This is a genomic window from Crocosphaera watsonii WH 8501 (genome assembly GCF_000167195.1).
Classification (GTDB): domain Bacteria; phylum Cyanobacteriota; class Cyanobacteriia; order Cyanobacteriales; family Microcystaceae; genus Crocosphaera; species Crocosphaera watsonii.
Map to the genome: position 1 here is coordinate 1 of NZ_AADV02000014.1, position 18,354 is coordinate 18,354.

Genomic DNA, 18,354 nt, shown 5'->3' on the forward strand with positions numbered 1-18,354 from the left:
GACGGAAATTTTTTAAAAGTTTTGGGTGCCTTACTACCTTTGATCATAAAAAATTTGGGAATTGTGGGTTTACAAGTAATTGCAATGGGCGCTAAACTATTGATCGGTTTAAGAGGTCCGATGATTCAATTCATCTTCAATCTGTAATGGGGATCATGTCAGTTAAACCCCTTACGACATTTGGATGGAAAGTGACACAGTACGGAATATTAAGTTAATTAATAAGATATAGTTGTAGTCATTACGAAAATCCTTATATCTTGATTGTATATCTTTTTAGCTGTTTCTTTACTAGAATCAACATGGAAAGTAACAAAAGTCAGCATATCAATAACATCCTCATTTATTGGACTTTGGACAAAAAAAGTTTGTTAGCGTATATTTTACGCTGAACTAAAATCCCAAAATATCGGCTCTGTATCAGTCAATAAAATTGGCTGACAAATAGGGCTAATCTATAGATTCTGAGGAAAACTAAGGAGCTTTTAAGTTTTTAGTTGATTTTTTGCTCCCTTTCTTGATAACATCATGACGAGTTCGTGGGGCTTTTTTGTAACCTTTAATACGTCCGGAAGAAAAACCTCGACGTTTGGGAAATTTGGCGAAAGTCCCCAAGGTCGTAATTATTCTTGAAAAGTCTCTTTGAACTAGACTAGGGGTGATTTTGATGGATTTATTAGTCTTCAAATACTGTTCCCAATCACGGGGTAAAACCACAGCTAATTTTCTGGCAGCCCACAAATTTACATAAGAAAGAAGTGTTAGTTTAAACCAATTTTCTTCATGATGTACATCGGGAGTTAAATAAGATGTCATCAATAATCTTTGTTTACCAAATCGAAAAAGATGTTCCATGTCATAACGTTGTCGATAACACTGATAACAATCAACTAAACTTAACTCATCGCGCCGAGAACCAATAACAATAAGCCACATAGGTTTCCAAATACTATTTCTTTCTTGATCTCTGACAACAATCTGGAGTAAAGTAAAGGGGTGATTGTTCATTTTATAGTTTTTAGTTCCTCTCATTAACATCTGTTTCCATCCCGAAATAGTCACTGTTAATTGACGACCTTTTTTCGTTGTAAAGGGAACATGATGAACTTCATCAGGTTCAGTCCAAGTTTGGTCATCTTTAAGGTCAAATTTATCCCCATACCAACGGGGATGTCCCGAAGTTTTGGCTTGATTTGGGTCCCGAATAAATTGACGATAAAAACTCGGTCACTTCTAACTCTTGTAATAGTAACTAGGTCTTCATGCTTAACTTGTTCCCCAATAAAATCCTTTTGGCTGTAGTCACTATCAGCCACTAAGACAGATAATTTATCAGAAAATAAAGAACTTTGCCAGATTTTTTTTAGTTGTTGATTGCCTTGATTTACTCCTTTATGTTTAGAGGGGACTCGCTCTCCTGATAAGGGGACAGCCCAAGGGACTTTTTCTGTGTCTATTTGGTCAGGTAAAGCGCAGACAACGGAATAACAATGTCCAATATTAATGGGTTTATTTCCCTTAATTGGATTGGGGTAATGAATAAAGGTTTTATCCGCTAACGTTTCGGCAAACCGTCGTGGACAGGGAGTTGTGTCAATACCAAATAAGTTATAATGTTTTGAAGTGGGAGGAATTGTTCTCGATACCGCTGAAAATAAAGTCTCAATTCTCTGTTCATAATTAGGGTCAGTTTGAGTGGGTAAAAACTCTTGAATTCCTCTATATAAACTGTTATAATCTCTTCTAAATAAAGGATTGAGAGACAATTCAACGACTGAGTGAGCTTGTTGGTTACTGGAGAGGGCATCGAGTAATTCTATAATAGTTTCTTTTCTAGCTTTTAGTCCTTGGAAGAGGTTAGACCTCCACACCAGGAATTCCTCGACAGACGTAGCCGTTTCATTTTTGGTCATTTTTAAAATTTATTACCTTATAAATTAGCGGAATATATACGCTAACGTCAAAAGAGGTTGTTTGTTATAGTTAAGGCTAATGTCATCACATTCCGAACTTAAGACCAGTCAAGATGTCCACCTGAGAGCCAAACAAATTAAGAGTCTAATTCGCTCTCTTAAACAGAAAATAAAGAAAATTGAACGGGAAGGGGAAGTAGCACCAGCTAATTGTCATATTATTCGTTATCAGGTTAATGGAAAGGGAACAATCTACTGGTATTATAAACTACAGGCTGCTGAATCAATTTTTCCTATGGCCACTAATAATGAGAAAAAAACCAAATATAAATATTTAGGACGAGCCGAAAGTTCTGCTCATATTGATGCTGTAGAAAAACTCACTAGAAGAAATCTCATTGATGAATTAGAACGAGTCATTCAATCTCTAACTGAAAGCTACTTAGATATCTATATTGGAACCGAAACTGAATGAAGCTATTTAATATTTAAAATCCCCTAAAAAGATGGAAAGAGAGTTTTTAAAATCACCTTAATTCTCTATTTTAGCTCTGGAGATATGTTTAGCGTAAGATTTACGCTAACAATTGTTTTTTATCCAAAGTCCAATAATGTTACCTAGAACGATAAAAGTTCCCTCCAGGAATACATCAATAGCGACATTAGCTCCACTTTGTGACAATTGATAAACTGCATTGGTCAGTTGAAATACATTGACTCCATCAGTTAAGCTGGCATTACCTGGAGTTGTGACACCAGGGACGTTAAGAAAGTCACTATTGCCAAAATCCAGAAAAGGATTTTCAACATCAAGCGGGGGACCAAAAGAAATAATGTCGCTAATATTAGCCGTGTTAAAACTGGTAAAGATTCCTGTCGCAGAGGTAATTCCAACAGGAGTTACTGGCTCTGGGTCAAAGTTCAAGTCTATTCCATCACGATTTAATGAAACATTGCTGATACCACCAGGGACCAATACCCCACCACTTAGTTGAAATTGACTCGCAGCAGCAGAAGTAGCAGTCATAGTCAGGGTGGCTGCACTACCCGAATTTCTCACAAAATCTGCGATCGCCAAACACAGAAGCCTTACAGGAAGTGGGTTTGAACAGAGCGATCGCAGATTTCCCCAACCAACAGTCTGTTGTCAGATTTTAAGTTAAAATCAACCCGAATTAGACAAAGATGAAAAGATAAATCAATCACTCATTTTTCCAAAAAAATTATTAATAAAATCTCTAATAGTACTAGATTGTTAGAATAAAATATGCTATAATTTAATTATTAAAGCAATTTACCTTAAACTAATTTAATGAGTCCCAGTCATCCCCGAACCCCTCGTCAAGTAATCAACTTTAGTAAACAGAAAGGAAAAGAAATAATCGCTAATTTTGATGGGGGACTAATCACTTCAGATGCGGGGATTGTCTGGATAGCTGAGTTGGATAAAAAACTGGGAATTACCGAGAAGTTTGGTAACTGTTTTCAAGATCATCGTCATCAATCTTATGTAGATCATTCCGTTCATGAGTTATTAGCACAAAGGCTTTATGGAATTATTTTAGGCTATGAAGATGTCAATGACCATGATAAATTACGTCACGATCCTGCCCTTAAGATCGCTTTAGAAAAGCTTAATGAACTTGAAGATAAAAAGGGATGGTTAGCTGGAAAAAGTACAATTAATAGATTGGAATATTGTCCTGAGACTATTCTCGACCAAAAAACGAGTCGTTATCATAAAATAGAACCCAACTTTGAAGCCATTGAAAAATCTTTTGTCGAATTTTGTTTAGAGTCTTATAAAAAACCTCCCTTAAGTATTATATTAGATATGGATGTCACGGATGAACAAGTACATGGTAATCAAGAAGGGGCATTTTTTAATAGTTATTATCACGGAGTATGTTATGCTCCTTTATATATTTTCTGTGGGCATCATTTATTAGTTGCTAAACTTCGTTCATCTAATGTAGATCCAGCCGATGGAGCCTTAGACGAATTACAAAGAATTATCGGACTAATTAGAGAAAAATGGTCAGAGACTCATATCCTAGTTAGGGGTGATAGTGCCTATGCCCGTGAAGAAATCTTCTATTTTTGTGAAAATCAGCCTTTAGTTGATTATGTTATAGCTATGGGAACAAATGGCGTTATTAAGTTACGAGCGGATGATGTAATTGAAAAAGCCAAACATGAATATGAAAAAAAACTAGCTCCAATAACTGAATTAATGGATAGTTTATTTCAGAAAAAAGAAGATTTAGAAGAAGTTAAAAAATTAGTACCAATTTCTACTTGGTATCGCTCTATTCGTTATAAAACAGAAAAGTCATGGAGTTGTCAAAGAAGAGTAGTGACAAAAGTTTGTTATGGAAGTGATGGCTTAAAAATGCGCCATGTGGTGACATCTTTGCCCGCTTCAAAAATTCCACCCTCAAAACTTTATACAAAAAAATACTGTCCGAGAGGCGAGATGGAAAATCGGATTAAAGAACAACAATTAGACTTGTTAGCTCATAGAACTTCAACTCAAACATTTCAAAGTAATCAACTAAGATTATGGATACATTCCTGGGCTTATGTTCTCATAAATGCTTTTCGTCAACACTGTTTTAAAAAAACTTCATTGGCTAAAGCAACTGTGGGAAGAATACGTCTAAATCTTCTTAAGTTGGGAGCCAGAATAAAGATTAGTTGTAGAAGAATTATTATCGCTATAGCTAGTGCTTGTCCTTATCCTTATCAAGATATTTTGTCTATTGCTAACAAAAGAATTAAAACTATTCCTAATACTGGATAAGTAGAATAAGTTGTTTTTTAAAAAAGATATCTATCATAAGTTGTTGACTGACTGATACTTTCATTTAGTCTTATTTATCGTGGAGAAAATCAAAAGTTAATATAATTATTCCCTCTTAAACTCAATTTTTGGATAATCAAAGTCAATTTTTTTATTCATCTATATTCAAAATTTCTATTAGTCCTAAAAATTATCATTTTTCATCTCTGGATTGGGCTTTCAAATTAATTTGTGAGAAATCCGGGTTTACCAGTGTATGTCTCTTTATTTCCGTTTCGGCATGATGGTAGAGGATTGCTCCTGTTGTTTGGAAGGTCCAAAATCCGTGTTTTCCGTGTGAGAAATATTTTCTGAGAGCTTTAATCAATGGTGTCTTTTTCTTTTTCCTGCTAACTGTCCATGCTCTAAGCATCTCCCATAGTAAATAGTCTTCGGATGCGAACGTTACTTTGCTTGTTACAGTTCGGTAGTAGTTACACCATCCTCTTATAATGGGGTTTAATCTTGCGATTAGTGCTGATTGTGGGGCTTTCTTATGGGCTTTGATAACCTCTTTGATTGCCTCATGATGAGCTAGTGCAGCTTAGCAAAAATAATCCACCAGTCACTTATGATCTTTAAAGCCCTTAAATTTCCAAACGAACGGCTTAGCAAAATGTTGATTAAAGTAATCAATAAAATTGAGAATTTTTTGGGATAGTTCTTCAGTTGAACGGACAGTAATTCTTTTGAGTAAACGCCTGACTAAGATCTAAAACCAACACTCAATTTGATTAAGCCACGATGTATGTTTGGGAATATAAACAAAGCGAATTCGATGAGATTCATCTGATAAAAAATCTGCTCTGCTGTCCATAGATTGCAAAATCCCCTCCTTTCCTTTTCTCCCCAAATCAATAGTAATTCCACAGCTTTCTGCTACTAATTTGACTAAGCTTTCCGATTTATGAGTGTTGAGTTGATCTACAATAAAAATCCATTCTGCTTTTTCATCAATCTTAATCGTTCTCTGGATATGTTCAGAAAAATCTTGTTCTGTTCTTGTCGGTCCAATAGAGGGACTAACAACTTTTCCTCTTGCCACATCCCAGTTCGCAATCAAGCTTAAAGTTCCGTGTCTTTCATATTCAAATTCGATTTTTTCTACTTGTTTAGGCTTGATTCTTTTGTTCGGAAATAATCTCTCAAGAGCTTGAATCCCTGTCATTTCATCTGTACTAATTAAATGAATTCCTTGTTCTAACAAAGTTTTAGCTTCTTGATGAAGTTCACAGATATATTTGACTTGCTTTTTAAATTTTAAGGGATCATCAATTTTGGCATTTAACCAGTAACGAACGAGATGTGGTTGTAATGTCGCTTCTTTTTAAAAAACGCCCCACACTACGGGGGGAAATCTTTTCGACAATTCCTCTTTTTATGGCTTCATCCGCCAACTCTGAAGGTGTCCAATGGCTCACTGGTCTGTCTGATTTTTCACATTCTTCACAAGCGATCTCTACAATCTGGACTACTTGTTCGACCGTAAAGGATTTTGTTGTTCCAGGTCTTGGGCGATCGCTTAAAATTCCTTTGATCAAGACCATTAATGCTTTCTCCGTTACCTGTTGTTCTTCGGCGGCACTCAGTTTTTCTCTCTCCTCAAACCATCGCGATCGCCACTGACGCACTTGTACTCGGTCTAATTCTAATCTTCGACTAATCGAACTATTGCTCTCTCCTGATGCTGCGGCTAAGATTAGCTTGGCTCGTCTAACAAGGCGATAGGGGTTTGTTGTCCCTCTCACTATTTGTTGGAGTACTGTTTTCTGTAGGTTGGAGAGGTTAATTGGCAATGCTTTTATCATGGACATCAACTTCGAGATTCTTCCGTTAGTTTCATTGAAACACATTGTCGTGGCTAGTCACGAAAGTTTCTGTAAAAATCTGGTGGATTACTTTCGCCAAGCTGCACTAGAAAGACTTTTAGAGCGGGTTCCTGTCAAAGCAGTTATTTATGAGGATAATCGCCAAAATATCTGGAAAACCCTGGCCAAAACTCACGGGTTAACTCAATTACCCATAAAAATTGCTCCCCAAACACCAGCCGGTTGTTGGCAGTTTGCTGATATTGAAAAAACGTCACAAACCCAAGAAGTAGTAGGGAGTTTAGCCGACGATACGGGGATCTTAGTCAGGACATCAGGAACCACAGCAGAAGCAAAAATTGTTGCTTGGTCTCAGGCCAGCTTTCTCTTGTCAGTAGGAGTAGCTGCGAAATGGATGGGATTAACATCAAGCGATCGCTCATTATGTGTGATGCCTTTTTCCTATTTACATAGTTTACTCCGCTCTTGCTTACCAGGTTTGTTAGAGGGAGGTTCGGTGGTTTGTTGTCCTGGATTTGATCGACTACAAATTTTGCAATGGTTAGAAACATTCCAACCCCGAATTTCTCACAAAATCTGCGATCGCCAAACACAGAAGCCTTACAGGAAGTGGGTTTGAACAGAGCGATCGCAGATTTCCCCAACCAACAGTCTGTTGTCAGATTTTAAGTTAAAATCAACCCGAATTAGACAAAGATGAAAAGATAAATCAATCACTCATTTTTCCAAAAAAATTATCAATAAAATCTCTAATAGTACTAGATTGTTAGAATAAAATATGCTATAATTTAATTATTAAAGCAATTTACCTTAAACTGATTTAATGAGTCCCAGTCATCCCCGAAACCCTCGTCAAGTAATCAACTTTAGTAAACAGAAAGGAAAAGAAATAATCGCTAATTTTGATGGGGGACTAATCACTTCAGATGCGGGGATTGTCTGGATAGCTGAGTTGGATAAAAAACTGGGAATTACCGAGAAGTTTGGTAACTGTTTTCAAGATCATCGTCATCAATCTTATGTAGATCATTCCGTTCATGAGTTATTAGCACAAAGGCTTTATGGAATTATTTTAGGCTATGAAGATGTCAATGACCATGATAAATTACGTCACGATCCTGCCCTTAAGATCGCTTTAGAAAAGCTTAATGAACTTGAAGATAAAAAGGGATGGTTAGCTGGAAAAAGTACAATTAATAGATTGGAATATTGTCCTGAGACTATTCTCGACCAAAAAACGAGTCATTATCATAAAATAGAACCCAACTTTGAAGCCATTGAAAAATCTTTTGTCGAATTTTTTTTAGAGTCTTATAAAAAACCTCCCTTAAGTATTATATTAGATATGGATGTCACGGATGACCAAGTACATGGTAATCAAGAAGGGGCATTTTTTAATAGTTATTATCACGGAGTATGTTATGCTCCTTTATATATTTTCTGTGGGCATCATTTATTAGTTGCTAAACTTCGTTCATCTAATGTAGATTCAGCCGATGGAGCCTTAGACGAATTACAAAGAATTATCGGACTAATTAGAGAAAAATGGTCAGAGACTCATATCCTAGTTAGGGGTGATAGTGCCTATGCCCGTGAAGAAATCTTCTATTTTTGTGAAAATCAGCCTTTAGTTGATTATGTTATAGCTATGGGAACAAATGGCGTTCTTAAGTTACGAGCGGATGATGTAATTGAAAAAGCCAAACATGAATATGAAAAAAAAACTAGCTCCAATAACTGAATTAATGGATAGTTTATTTCAGAAAAAAGAAGATTTAGAAGAAGTTAAAAAATTAGTACCAATTTCTACTTGGTATCGCTCTATTCGTTATAAAACAGAAAAGTCATGGAGTTGTCAAAGAAGAGTAGTGACAAAAGTTTGTTATGGAAGTGATGGCTTAAAAATGCGCCAGGTGGTGACATCTTTGCCCGCTTCAAAAATTCCACCCTCAAAACTTTATACAAAAAAATACTGTCCGAGAGGCGAGATGGAAAATCGGATTAAAGAACAACAATTAGACTTGTTAGCTGATAGAACTTCAATTCAAACATTTCAAAGTAATCAACTAAGATTATGGATACATTCCTGGGCTTATGTTCTCATAAATGCTTTTCGTCAACACTGTTTAAAAAAAACTTCATTGGCTAAAGCAACTGTGGGAAGAATACGTCTAAATCTTCTTAAGTTGGGAGCCAGAATAAAGATTAGTTGTAGAAGAATTATTCTCGCTATAGCTAGTGCTTGTCCTTATCAAGATATTTTGTCTATTGCTAACAAAAGAATTAAAACTATTCCTAATACTGGATAAGTAGAATAAGTTGTTTTTTAAAAAAGATATCTATCATAAGTTGTTGACTGACTGATACTTTCATTTAGTCTTATTTATCGTGGAGAAAATCAAAAGTTAATATAATTATTCCCTCTTAAACTCAATTTTTGGATAATCAAAGTCAATTTTTTTTATTCATCTATATTCAAAATTTCTATTAGTCCTAAAAATTATCATTTTTCATCTCTGGATTGGGCTTTCAAATTAATTTGTGAGAAATCCGGGTAAAGCCCTTTCTCCTCTAGCTTGGTATTTTTGTAATAAAGCAGCGATCGCCTTAGCCTGTTGATCTAATTCTGCGTAGGTTAAAGGTGGGGTTTCTTTTTTTCCGTCTATTAAAAATGTATAGGCGTGACTGTCGGGAGTTTGTTGGGCCCTCAGACACAATAACTCGATCACAGTGCTGGGAGTGGTTAAAGATTTTTCTACGCTTTGAGTCATGGTTATCTTTTAAGAAGGAGTTCGAGAGGATTAAATATATCAAGAAACTGTATCAATTTTAAAGGAAATCTTGATATTCGCAAGTCCCAGAAACCTCTGTTTGGAATCAAGTAATTAGAATGGGAGACGAGGTAAACCGTCGAGAAACCCTTCAATATTTTGGTAAACTTCTACTAGGCGATCTCCGTCTACATGAATTTCTTCCGTGGGATAGTTCTCAAAAATTTCAATTAAGCGTATATTATTATCGGATAAAGCAGAGGTCACTAACGCCCCTCTTAAGGATTCTTTGTTGGCACGTTTTGATGGGGTATGAATCACTTCCCCGATGGGATTAAGTACCATTCCTCCGGCAAAACTATTAAGAACTTTGGATAAAAAAACGGGATCAACATCGACATTCCTATTTAATAGCGATCTTAATTCTTCTGGCTTTCTATTAGCTAATTTAAGATAGGTTTTTAGACTTCTCGATGTTTCTCCTGTCTTGGCTAACTTACTTAATTCTTCAACAGAGACAGATTCCCGTAAAACACTGTATTTTAAGACCACTCTTTCAGCAGCTTGAACTGACTGTTTAGTAAAAAGTAGCCCGAAGACAGCTAAGACAAAAATAAGCATATATTTTCTTAATAGCTTTTTGTTCTGTGTCATTATAAATACTATCCTTCGCAATATTTCCACTTTTACCATTTTAGCTAGGATAAAATAATTTGACCGCAGTTTCCAGACAGTAAGAGAAAGTGTCACAATTTAAGAAGTCACCAGGTTTTAGATTCTATAGTCTTAAACAACTTCTAATTATTGCCCCTTGTCTGTAATATTTTGCCTTGAATATAATGGATATGGTAGCTCATTAAATTAGGAGGGTACTATATGACACTTCAGCCTGAAATTATGCAATCTGTTGAACAATTAGGCTATCGTGTTACTGTGGGAGACGTGGCCGCTAAGTCGGGGTTAGATATTAATTTAGCGCAACGAGGATTACTGGCTTTAGCTTCTGATGTTTCGGGACATTTACAAGTTGCAGAGTCGGGAGATATTATTTATCTTTTTCCTGACAATTTTAGAACGATTCTTCGTAATAAATACTGGAAACTACAGTTAAAAGAAACCTGGGAGAAAATTTGGAAGGTTTTATTTTATATTATTCGGATTTCTTTTGGTATTATTTTGGTTGCTTCTATTATTTTAATATTGATTGCTATTACGGTTATTATTATTGGCCTTAATTCCAGTCGTGATGGTAATAGTAATAATTCTGGAAGTCGTGGAGGAAGTTATCGAGGTGGGGGCTTCTTTTTCTTTCCTAACTTTGGTGATTTATTTTGGATCTTTTATCCCAATTATGGTTACAACCGTTACGATCATAGTTCTTCTAGAAGATCCCAAAGTAGAGATGCTAATGAGATGAATTTTCTAGAAGCAGTTTTTTCCTTTCTATTCGGAGACGGTAACCCTAATTATAACTTAGAAGAACGTCGCTGGAAAGCAATAGGAACCGTTATCAAAAATAATAAGGGTTCAATCATTGCGGAACAAGTTGCTCCATATCTAGATAACATTGATCGCTATAATAAAGAAAACGAAGATTATATATTACCTGTTTTAACTCGTTTTAATGGCAACCCCGAAGTTTCTCCTAATGGAGAACTAATTTATCATTTTCCTGAGTTACAAGTCACTGTTCAAGAATCAACTCAAAAATCCATTTCTACTTATTTAAGAGAAAGATTGTATAAATTCAGTGAAGCTGGTAGCAACAAAATCATGTTAGCTATTGGCTTAGGGGCATTAAATTTTATTTTGGCATTGATTTTAGGATCATTTTTGAAAGATCCGAGTATCGTAGCACAGTTTGGGGGTTTTATTGCCTTTATTAATTCGATTTACTGGTTACTATTAGGATACGCCATGGCCTTTTTAGGGGTTCCTCTGATTCGTTACTTTGTTGTTCAAATGAGGAATGGTAAGATTGAGTCAAGGAATAGTGAAAGAAAAGGAAGAACCGAACTTTTACAGGATAAAACCGAAACCATACAACATAAGTTAGAGTATGCAAGTCAATTTGCTAATCAAGCTATCATACAACAGTCTGACATTGCTTATACCACAGAAAAAGATGTCCTAGAACAAGAAATTGAACAAGCAGATAAAATTGATCAAGAATGGCAAAAACGTCTAGATGCTTTGGATAATTAATAATCAATTTCCTCTTTCTAGTCTATTTTGTTAGATCACATTCTATCAAACGCATGAAGCAAAAAGTTGCCATTTTAAACCCATAAGGAGACTTCCACCAAATAGCAGGAAAAGATCCTTCTGGAGCAGATAAGCTAAAATCCCAATTAGGATAGTTATCCCCCTGCCATTTTCCATTTTTACGCCATCCCACCCGATCGCCGTATTTCTCTAGGATACCCATATTTTGAGCGCGCAAGGTGTCTAAACTGCCTCCTACTTCTGTATAAAGACGCAACTGGATACTAAACCCAAAGCGATCGCTGCTATAGTCTCGCCAAAGTTTATCAATCACTTGCAAAATGGTGCAAGGTAGTTGTTTCATGTCGTTAGGAGTAAGATCGTCTCGACTACGGTTAACTGCATCGAGGATCACTCTACTGGTTTCTTGATCTGCTTCTTTAAAATTTCCTGCTTTCAAAAATTCTTGTAATTGACTATATCTATTGATATCTGAGACTAATTTCAGTTTTTCTTCTAAATTAGTAACTTTATTCCTTAATGAGTGTAGTTCACTTAGTATTTCTGCTAAATCAGGGGTATTCTCTTGGGTTAAAGACTCAGACATAATAAATTATGGGTAACAAATAGATGATATCTTAGGAAAGTTAAGACAAATCTCAGTGAATTCTCATTACTTTCCTTTTTAATGATATTACATTCCTGAAAAAATGGTCTATTTTGTTTTTCTTTTGTAATTAATCCAAGGTAGTTTACGGATAAATATGGTAACCTCTCACACTTCAAATTCTATTAGTTATGATATCGAAAAAACTGTCCTAGATCGTTATCAAGAAGGGGCAAAAGTTCAACAACCTAGTTTATGTTGTCCCACTGAATACGAGGGAAACTATTTAGAAATTTTACCCCAAGAAATTATCGAGAAAGACTACGGTTGTGGTGATCCAACTCGTTATGTTAACGAGGGAGAAACTGTTTTAGATTTGGGTTCAGGAACGGGCAAAAATTGTTATATCTTATCTCAAAAAGTAGGTGAATCTGGTCAAATTATTGGGGTTGATTTTAACGATGAGATGTTAAAAATTGCTCGTAAATATCAACAAAATATTGCTGACAAAATTGGGACGTATAATACAAAATTTGTCAAGGGTAAAATACAAGATTTAACCTTGAATTTAGACTTAGTTCAAAGTTGGTTAAAGGATCATCCTATTCAATCGGTAGATGATTTAACTAAGTTTGAAAATGAATGCGATCGCCTTCGTAAAGATGATCCTTTGATTGCAGACAATAGCATCGATGTGGTCATCTCTAACTGTGTTTTAAACTTGGTTCAACCGAAGGATAAGAAACAGTTATTTGAGGAACTATATCGTGTCCTAAAACAAGGGGGAAGGGCAGTTATTTCTGATATTGTTTGTGATGAAGATCCTACACCTAATATTCTTAATGATCCTGATTTATGGAGTGGTTGTATTGCAGGAGCATTTAGAGAAGATCAATTCTTAAAAATGTTTGAAAATGTGGGATTTTATGGTGTTGAAATACTAAAACGAGAGGAAAAACCTTGGCAAGTTATTGACGGTGTTGAATTTCGTTCCATGACTATTCGTGCTTATAAAAGGAAGGAAGGCCCTTGTTTAGAAAGAAAACAATCCATTATTTATAAAGGCCCTTGGAAACAAGTACAGGATGATGATGGACATACTTTTTGTCGGGGAGAAAGAATGGCAGTTTGTGATAAAACCTATCAGATTTTAACCCGTCCAGAAAGTCCTTATCAAGAGGATATTATTGGACTTCTTCCCTCTCAAGAAATACCTTTAGAAGAAGCAACAGAATTTAGTTGTAAAAATAAAGCAATTCGTCATCCAAAAGAAACAAAAGGCAGTAACTATCATCTCACAGAAATAAAAGATGATATAGACTGTTGTACCCCTGGAGAGTGTTGTTAATTATTCAGTTAACAGCGATCAGTTACCAGTGACTGATCGCTGTTAATTTATATCATGGAGGAAAATAAATGATTGCTTTAAATACTAATAAAATAACCCCATTTTTTCAGAAAATAAAAACCTCTTTAAGTAAACAACAAATAACCATTTTACAAATCAATTTAGGGAGACGTTGTAACCTTGCTTGTACCCATTGTCATGTGGAAGCAAGTCCCAAAAGAACAGAAGAATTATCCTCCAAAATCTGTCAACAACTAATCCAATTAATTAACCTCTTTCCACAACTTGAAACCGTTGATTTAACTGGGGGCGCACCAGAGATGAACTATGGTTTTCAACCCATAGTTGAAGCAGCTAGGAAAGCCAAAAAAGAAGTTATTGTTCGCTCAAACTTAACTATATTCTTCGAGGAAGGGTTTAAACACTTACCTGAATATTTTGCAAAAAATGAGTTAAGAGTCGTCGCTTCTTTACCTTGTTATCTAGAAGACAATGTAGATAGACAAAGAGGGAAAGGGGTTTATGATGCTTCTATTCGTGCTATTGAAAAACTTAATCAATTGGGTTATGGACATGATCCTAATTTAGTTCTAGATTTAGTCTATAATCCCCCCATTCCTAGCAATAAAAAATTCTCTTTAACTCCAGAACAAATAAAATTAGAAAAAGATTATAAAAACTTTTTAAAAGATAATTTTAATATTTGCTTTAATCAACTTTTTACTATTACAAACTTACCCATTGGTAGAGTAAAAAATTACCTACAAAATAAAGAATTGTATGTTCCCTATTTAGAATTTTTAGAGTCTCATTATAATGAGCAAACTCTCGATCATGTTATGTGTCGTAACCAGCTATCAATTGATTATTTAGGTAACATTTATGACTGTGATTTTAATCAAATGGAAAACATACCAGCAACCTTACCTAATGGGGAAGCATTAACTATAGAAAACCTATTAAAAATTGGTAATTTAGATGTTATTAACGATATCAAAACTGCTGATTATTGTTATGGTTGTACTGCTGGCAGTGGTTCCAGTTGTGGGGGGTCATTAATTTAATTTATTTAAGTATTTAATTCAGGAGATTTATTATGCAACAAAAAACAAAATCCAAACAACTATTCTTAAAATTAGGAGGAATTACTGTGTTGACTGCTGCTACCATAATTATTATCAAACAGCTAGGAATTTTAGATACTTTTAGCATTACTGAAAGTTTACAAAATTTATTGCAATGGATACAAGACTTAGGAACCATTGGTTATCTAATCTTTATTTTTGTTTATATGTTATCAGCAGTTTTTTTGATTCCTGCTTCTATTTTAACCTTGGGTGCAGGAGTTATTTTTGATGTAATTGAAGGTTCAATATTAGTTTCTATTGCTTCGATCGCAGGGGCAATTTTAGCCTTTTTAATCGGACGTTATTTTGCTAGAGGATGGGTTGCTAAACAAATAGAAAACTATCCAAAATTTAAAGCAGTTGATGAAGCAGTGGCCAAAGAAGGATGGAAAATTGTGGGATTAACTCGCTTATCACCTATCTTTCCTTTTGTAGTGTTAAACTATGCTTTTGCCATTACTCAAGTATCATTAAAAGATTATGCGATCGCTTCTTGGATTGGGATGTTACCTGGTACAGTTATGTATGTTTATATTGGTTCTCTCATTGGTAATATTGCCACTTTAGGTGCCGGAGGAAGGGAAAAAACACCCTTAGAATGGGCTTTATATATTGTGGGATTAATTGCTACTGTATTAGTCAGTGTTTATGTTACTAAAATTTCTCGACAAGCGTTAGATAGTCAAATTGAAAAAACATAAAATGTATAAAAAAAATTAATATACTTCATCTTTCAATCTTAGAACTAATCAATTTCTGTAAAGAAAATTATATCCTTGATGTTTTTGTCTATTTAAACGGTACTCAACTTTATGCAGACTTTTTATCGGGTACGTTTGATAGTGGTTCTTTTAATACTGATTTATCCCTTGAAGAAGGGGATATTTTAGATTTTGTATTAGGTTCACCTAATATTCATAATGATGATACTACAGGACTCGATCTTTCTATTACAACAACCCTGAGTGTTCCTGAACCTTCAACTATGATTGGATTAGGTGTATTAGCAACCTTTGCTTTAGGAAAAGGTGTAAAACGTAAATTAAATCAAGCTAAGAAAAAATAACCAAAAATCAAAAGGTTAATATCTAATAATTTTAAGCAGTAGGGTGGGTTAGACGGCTATCATAATGGTTCTAACTAGAATATAAAAATCCGTCGTAACCCACCATTTTAGTAAACTATGTTTTTTCCAGGTTTTTTGGTGTATTAGCGTAGCGTAATACACCCTACTGGACTAAGGGCAAAAAACAAGGTTAATCTTCGATAATTTTAACCGTTAGGCCGATGCACTGCCCAGCTTTTTTATTTGGTTGAAATTAGATTAAAGTTTTAACATTAGGATAAGCCAAAATTTTCTTATCTGCTGTCAGTAAAGAACAGTTATAAACTTGAGAAGTTGCAACAATTAATTGATCGGCTGGATCTCGATGAAATCCGATGAGTTGAGTTGAGGCTACAATAATGTCTAGGTTTAAATTAATTAATTGAACACCAGGATAGGTAATTGCTCCATTTAACCATTCATCCACTGAACAAGATAGAATAAGCCTATTATTTTCTACTAATTTAGCAACTTCCCAACAAGAAATAATACTAACACCTAATCCACTAGATTGATAAGTATTAATTAATTCTCGTTGTCTCTGAGTTAATCTAGAATTGTTATCAACCCACCAAATCCAAATATGGGTATCTAAAATAATCATTTTAAACTGTCCCAATCTTCAATATCAGTCGCAGATTCTAATGGGTTTTCGTATTTTATAACCTTCCCGGCTAGGGGATATTGATTAACATCAGAATGATTTTCAGACTGTTTAATAATAATAACTTCTACTGATTCCCCTTTATTGAATGGAATATTATCGATCAATAATTTTCCATTTTCTGTGAGAGTGGTCTCTATTTTGTGAGTATTCATCGTAGGTTTATGTTTAGTGAAAAATATCTTATCAATACAACTCATTGACATTGTATCACTTTTGTTTGCTATCCTGTTCAATCTCTGCTTTTAAATCTTTCTAATCCTAATAATAGGAGAAAAAAAAGCCCACCATAAAGTAGGCTTTTCAATTATCAATTTGAAGATTAATTCCTATTTGATTATAGGGGCTTTAACTGGCAAATCATAGCGAGAAGCAACCTCTACTTCTTCCACTAAACTAGGCACAGACTGACGTAACAAAGCGGTTAATTGAGTAGTGGTTGAATCGTAAATCTGAGTAACAATTTTCGGATACAAACCAATGCCAATAATGGGAATTAACAGACAGGCAATAATAAACACCTCTCTGGGTTCTGCATCAATCAGTTTGGTATGAGAAACTAATTCTTTATTTTCTGGTCCATATAACATTTCTCGTAACATGGACAGTAAATAAATGGGGGTTAAAATTACACCAATGGCAGCTAAAAAGACGATAATAACTTTGAAAGTAGAGTTATAAGCATCGCTAGTAGCAAAGCCTACAAACACCATTAATTCTGCCACAAAGCCACTCATTCCAGGTAATGCTAAAGAAGCCATTGAACAAGTAGTCCACATAGCAAATACCTTCTTCATTTTCTGACCAACACCACCCATTTCGTCTAACATTAGGGTATGGGTACGGTCGTAGGTTGCCCCCACCATAAAGAAGAGACTGGCCCCAATTAAACCGTGGGAAATCATCTGTAACATTGCCCCACTCATGCCAATATCGGTAAACGAAGCAATACCTATCAAGACAAACCCCATGTGAGAGATGGAAGAATAGGCAATTTTCCGCTTTAGGTTACGTTGGGCAAACGAGGTTAAAGCCGCATAAACAATATTCACCACCCCTAAAATGACCAATATCGGGGCAAAATAGGCGTGGGCATCGGATAACATTTGTGCATTCATCCGTATCAGGGCATAACCTCCCATTTTTAAGAGAATACCAGCCAGTAACATATGCGCCGGCGCTGTAGCTTCCCCGTGGGCATCCGGTAACCAAGTATGAAGAGGAAAGATCGGTAATTTTACCCCATAGGCGATCAGGAAACCAGCATATAAGAATAACTGTAACTTCAACGGGATATCTTTAGCTGCGATCGTCGCCATATCAAAGGTGACAGTATCCCCGAAAAAGGCCATGGTTAAAGCCCCAAGGAGGATAAACAGAGAACCACCTGCCGTGTAGAGGATAAACTTAGTGGCTGCGTATAAACGACGTTTTCCGCCCCAAATGGAGAGAATTAAGTAAACCGGGACTAATTCTAATTCCCAAACTAGGAAAAACAGTAACATATCCTGTACAGCAAACACGGCTATTTGTCCGCCGTACATCGCTAACATCAGGAAATAGAAGAGTTTGGGCTTAAACGTCACCGGCCAAGCGGCCATGGTTGCTAAAGTGGTGATAAAGCCGGTTAATAAAATCAGAGGCATGGCTAACCCATCAGCCCCCACAGACCATTTTAGGTCTAATTGAGGAACCCAAGCGTAGCTTTCTACTAGCTGTAAGTCGGGGTTGCTGAGGTCGTAGCCGGTATAAAAAGCGTATACAATAATAGCAAAATCGATTAAACCCACTGTTAAAGCGTACCAACGGACGGTTTTACCGTCTTTGTCGGGAATAATGGGTATTAACAAGGCTGCTGCTATGGGAAAGAGAATAATGGTGGTTAACCAAGGAAAATTAGCAAGGTTCATTGACATTTTCTAAGCGTTCATCAAAATTTCGGG

At 35.5% G+C, this 18,354-nt stretch carries 16 protein-coding genes and 4 pseudogenes; 9 read left to right on the top strand and 11 right to left on the bottom strand.

What is annotated here, in order from left to right:
- Positions 1 to 474 precede the first annotated feature (474 nt).
- Positions 475 to 1,913 (bottom strand): annotated as a pseudogene (locus CWATDRAFT_RS13220) (NF041680 family putative transposase).
- A gap of 79 nt (positions 1,914 to 1,992) precedes the next feature.
- Between CWATDRAFT_RS13220 and CWATDRAFT_RS13225 the strand changes: the two are divergent.
- Positions 1,993 to 2,388, top strand: a complete 396-nt coding sequence (locus CWATDRAFT_RS13225; protein ID WP_007303222.1) for a hypothetical protein — start codon at positions 1,993 to 1,995, stop codon at positions 2,386 to 2,388.
- A 105-nt stretch (positions 2,389 to 2,493) separates the two neighbouring features.
- Here CWATDRAFT_RS13225 and CWATDRAFT_RS13230 read toward each other — a convergent pair whose 3' ends face one another.
- Entirely contained in the window at positions 2,494 to 2,940 is a 447-nt protein-coding gene (locus tag CWATDRAFT_RS13230; RefSeq protein ID WP_071905587.1) for a hypothetical protein, read from the bottom strand.
- A 285-nt stretch (positions 2,941 to 3,225) separates the two neighbouring features.
- Between CWATDRAFT_RS13230 and CWATDRAFT_RS13235 the strand changes: the two genes are divergently transcribed.
- Positions 3,226 to 4,716, top strand: coding sequence for an IS1380-like element ISCwa5 family transposase (locus CWATDRAFT_RS13235; RefSeq protein ID WP_007305490.1), 1,491 nt, complete (start codon positions 3,226 to 3,228; stop codon positions 4,714 to 4,716).
- A 193-nt stretch (positions 4,717 to 4,909) separates the two neighbouring features.
- Here the strand turns inward: CWATDRAFT_RS13235 and CWATDRAFT_RS33615 are convergent, their stop codons facing one another.
- The 3 genes and pseudogenes from CWATDRAFT_RS33615 to CWATDRAFT_RS13250 all read right to left on the bottom strand — a co-directional run bounded on the left by CWATDRAFT_RS33615 (position 4,910) and on the right by CWATDRAFT_RS13250 (position 6,608).
- Entirely contained in the window at positions 4,910 to 5,275 is a 366-nt protein-coding gene (locus CWATDRAFT_RS33615) for a group II intron maturase-specific domain-containing protein (RefSeq protein WP_268742296.1), read from the bottom strand.
- A gap of 45 nt (positions 5,276 to 5,320) precedes the next feature.
- A pseudogene (locus CWATDRAFT_RS13245) lies at positions 5,321 to 5,962 on the bottom strand (transposase).
- A 64-nt stretch (positions 5,963 to 6,026) separates the two neighbouring features.
- Positions 6,027 to 6,608 (bottom strand): helix-turn-helix domain-containing protein, encoded by a 582-nt coding sequence (locus CWATDRAFT_RS13250; RefSeq protein ID WP_007303067.1) that lies wholly within the window; start codon positions 6,606 to 6,608, stop codon positions 6,027 to 6,029.
- 4 nt (positions 6,609 to 6,612) lie between these two features.
- On the opposite strand from CWATDRAFT_RS13250, the gene CWATDRAFT_RS13255 reads away from it, so the two are divergent.
- On the top strand, positions 6,613 to 7,203 hold the full coding sequence (locus CWATDRAFT_RS13255; protein WP_198138984.1) for an AMP-binding protein: 591 nt from the start codon (positions 6,613 to 6,615) through the stop codon (positions 7,201 to 7,203).
- 204 nt (positions 7,204 to 7,407) lie between these two features.
- Positions 7,408 to 8,893: pseudogene (locus tag CWATDRAFT_RS35845) on the top strand (IS1380-like element ISCwa5 family transposase).
- Positions 8,894 to 9,139: 246 nt separating this feature from the next.
- On the opposite strand, the pseudogene CWATDRAFT_RS13270 reads toward CWATDRAFT_RS35845, so the two are convergent.
- Positions 9,140 to 9,355: pseudogene (locus tag CWATDRAFT_RS13270) on the bottom strand (AMP-dependent synthetase); the annotation flags it as partial.
- Positions 9,356 to 9,469: 114 nt separating this feature from the next.
- Positions 9,470 to 9,976 (bottom strand): alpha/beta hydrolase, encoded by a 507-nt coding sequence (locus tag CWATDRAFT_RS13275; protein WP_021830321.1) that lies wholly within the window; start codon positions 9,974 to 9,976, stop codon positions 9,470 to 9,472.
- A 255-nt stretch (positions 9,977 to 10,231) separates the two neighbouring features.
- Between CWATDRAFT_RS13275 and CWATDRAFT_RS13280 the strand changes: the two genes are divergently transcribed.
- Positions 10,232 to 11,560 carry a hypothetical protein gene (locus CWATDRAFT_RS13280; RefSeq protein WP_007305494.1) on the top strand — a complete coding sequence of 443 codons (1,329 nt, stop codon included), beginning with the start codon at positions 10,232 to 10,234 and terminating at the stop codon, positions 11,558 to 11,560.
- A gap of 22 nt (positions 11,561 to 11,582) precedes the next feature.
- Here CWATDRAFT_RS13280 and CWATDRAFT_RS13285 read toward each other — a convergent pair whose 3' ends face one another.
- The gene (locus CWATDRAFT_RS13285) at positions 11,583 to 12,167 is read right to left on the bottom strand and encodes a GUN4 domain-containing protein (protein ID WP_007305516.1); all 585 of its coding nucleotides are present in this window, start codon (positions 12,165 to 12,167) and stop codon (positions 11,583 to 11,585) included.
- Between the two features lie 157 nt (positions 12,168 to 12,324).
- On the opposite strand from CWATDRAFT_RS13285, the gene CWATDRAFT_RS13290 reads away from it, so the two are divergent.
- From CWATDRAFT_RS13290 to CWATDRAFT_RS35850, 4 genes are all read left to right on the top strand, one after another.
- On the top strand, positions 12,325 to 13,515 hold the full coding sequence (locus tag CWATDRAFT_RS13290) for a methyltransferase domain-containing protein (RefSeq protein ID WP_007305495.1): 1,191 nt from the start codon (positions 12,325 to 12,327) through the stop codon (positions 13,513 to 13,515).
- 68 nt (positions 13,516 to 13,583) lie between these two features.
- Positions 13,584 to 14,579, top strand: a complete 996-nt coding sequence (gene arsS / locus CWATDRAFT_RS13295) for an arsenosugar biosynthesis radical SAM (seleno)protein ArsS (RefSeq protein WP_007305496.1) — start codon at positions 13,584 to 13,586, stop codon at positions 14,577 to 14,579.
- Positions 14,580 to 14,611: 32 nt separating this feature from the next.
- On the top strand, positions 14,612 to 15,343 hold the full coding sequence (locus CWATDRAFT_RS13300) for a TVP38/TMEM64 family protein (RefSeq protein WP_007305497.1): 732 nt from the start codon (positions 14,612 to 14,614) through the stop codon (positions 15,341 to 15,343).
- A 260-nt stretch (positions 15,344 to 15,603) separates the two neighbouring features.
- The gene (locus CWATDRAFT_RS35850; RefSeq protein WP_268742297.1) at positions 15,604 to 15,708 is read left to right on the top strand and encodes a PEP-CTERM sorting domain-containing protein; all 105 of its coding nucleotides are present in this window, start codon (positions 15,604 to 15,606) and stop codon (positions 15,706 to 15,708) included.
- A 253-nt stretch (positions 15,709 to 15,961) separates the two neighbouring features.
- Here the strand turns inward: CWATDRAFT_RS35850 and CWATDRAFT_RS13305 are convergent, their stop codons facing one another.
- The 3 genes from CWATDRAFT_RS13305 to CWATDRAFT_RS13315 all read right to left on the bottom strand — a co-directional run bounded on the left by CWATDRAFT_RS13305 (position 15,962) and on the right by CWATDRAFT_RS13315 (position 18,321).
- Positions 15,962 to 16,351 (bottom strand): type II toxin-antitoxin system VapC family toxin, encoded by a 390-nt coding sequence (locus tag CWATDRAFT_RS13305; RefSeq protein ID WP_007305515.1) that lies wholly within the window; start codon positions 16,349 to 16,351, stop codon positions 15,962 to 15,964.
- Complete coding sequence (locus CWATDRAFT_RS13310; RefSeq protein WP_232287093.1) at positions 16,348 to 16,611, bottom strand: hypothetical protein; 264 nt, start codon at positions 16,609 to 16,611, stop codon at positions 16,348 to 16,350. The genes CWATDRAFT_RS13305 and CWATDRAFT_RS13310 overlap by 4 nt, the downstream gene beginning before the upstream one ends.
- Positions 16,612 to 16,740: 129 nt before the next feature.
- Positions 16,741 to 18,321, bottom strand: coding sequence for an NAD(P)H-quinone oxidoreductase subunit 4 (locus CWATDRAFT_RS13315; RefSeq protein ID WP_021830325.1), 1,581 nt, complete (start codon positions 18,319 to 18,321; stop codon positions 16,741 to 16,743).
- Between the last annotated feature and the right edge of the window lie 33 nt (positions 18,322 to 18,354).